Annotated in this window: 2 protein-coding genes and 1 pseudogene; 2 read left to right on the plus strand and 1 reads right to left on the minus strand. The window is 59.3% G+C overall.

All coding sequences use genetic code 11. The features are described from left to right. Window positions 1–168: pseudogene (locus A2I95_RS37635) on the plus strand (fatty acid desaturase); the annotation flags it as partial. Window positions 169–366: 198 nt separating this feature from the next. Beyond that, window positions 367–699, plus strand: a complete 333-nt coding sequence (locus A2I95_RS37640; protein WP_291737543.1) for a hypothetical protein — start codon at window positions 367–369, stop codon at window positions 697–699. A gap of 76 nt (window positions 700–775) precedes the next feature. On the opposite strand, the gene serS is transcribed toward A2I95_RS37640, so the two are convergent. After that, the coding region (gene serS, locus A2I95_RS37645) for a serine--tRNA ligase (protein ID WP_291737544.1) at window positions 776–1,443 on the minus strand (668 nt) is incomplete at its 5' end.

Consider the following 1,443-nt stretch of genomic DNA (forward strand, 5'->3'; position numbering starts at 1 on the left):
ATCCATCATTACAACGCCCGCATCCCGTCCTACCGGCTGCGCCAGTGCCACTACAGCCTGCCGCCGGAACTGGGGCTGCGCCGGATCAAATTTGCCGAAGCAGTGCGAGCGCTGACGCTGAAGCTGTGGGATGAAGATAAGAAATGCCTGGTGCCCTTTCCGGGCTGAGGGGGGCATTTGTTGTAAGGGGCCGTAACCTGCGCGAATAGTCCAGGTTCATCCGATCTTGCCGGCGTGGGGAAACCGCAGCTGCACAGCATCACGGGTATCGTAACCAGACCTGTGGTGGTACTGCTGGAGGCTGCCAAGGCTTAGACGGCTGTGGCTGCCGGGCCTTGCATGGCTGAATAAAAGGAGACCCGGTTCGTGAACGGAAAGAGTCCAGAGAAGAAAGTGGTCAAACCATCGGCAGGTAGGGCTTCTGATAAGTTGCAGGGTGAGTTGAACGCCAAGCTGGAAGCCGCCGTGGCCGCGCGCCGGGCAGCGGAGGATAAGGCCGCCAAGGCGCAGGCCAAGGCCCGTAAAGCCAAGCGTAAAGCGGCGCAACTGGCGGTGGAATTTGCCGCGGCAAGAATTAAAGCCAAGCAAAAGGCCAAGAAGGTCAAAGCGAAAGCGAAAAAGGCCATCGAGAAAGAAAAGGCAAAGGCCCAGGCAATTCTTGCAGCCAAAGGTGCCGGCAAAAAGAAGATGAAGAAATAGCGCGCAAGGCGTTGAGTGAATAGAAAAAAACCGGCACCCAAATGGCGCCGGTTTCTGTCTTGCACTGGCGTTTGGGTCAGGCCAGTGCGCCATCCGCGGTCAGGGTCAGCTTGCCGCCCAGATAAGGTGCAAGTACCTCGGGCAGCTTCACAGAACCATCCGCCTGCTGGCCATTCTCCAGCACTGCAATCAAGCAACGGCCCACCGCCAGGCCGGAGCCGTTCAGTGTGTGCACAAATTGCGGCTTGCCGCCATCAGCGGGCTTGAAGCGCGCATTCATCCGGCGGGCCTGGAAGTCACCGCAGACCGAGACCGAAGAAATCTCGCGGTAGGTTTTCTGGCCGGGCACCCAGACCTCGATGTCGTGGGTTTTGCGGGCGCCGAATCCCATGTCGCCAGTGCACAAAACAATGGTGCGGTAGGGCAGTCCCAGCCGCTCCAAGATGTTTTCGGCGCAACGAGTCATGCGCTCATGCTCTTCACCGCTTTTGTCCGGATGCGTGACCGAGACCATTTCGACCTTTTCGAACTGGTGCTGGCGCAACATGCCGGAGGTGTCCTTGCCGGCCGAACCGGCTTCGGAACGGAAGCACTGGGTGTGTGCCACATAGCGGCGGGGCAGGTAGCCTTCCTCAACTGTCATGCCATTGACGATGTTGGTCAGCGTGACCTCGGCAGTCGGAACCAGCCACCAGCCGTTGGTAGTTTTATAGCTGTCCTCGCCGAACTTGGGCAGCTGGCCGG

This window comes from Leisingera sp. F5, from assembly GCF_001593695.1.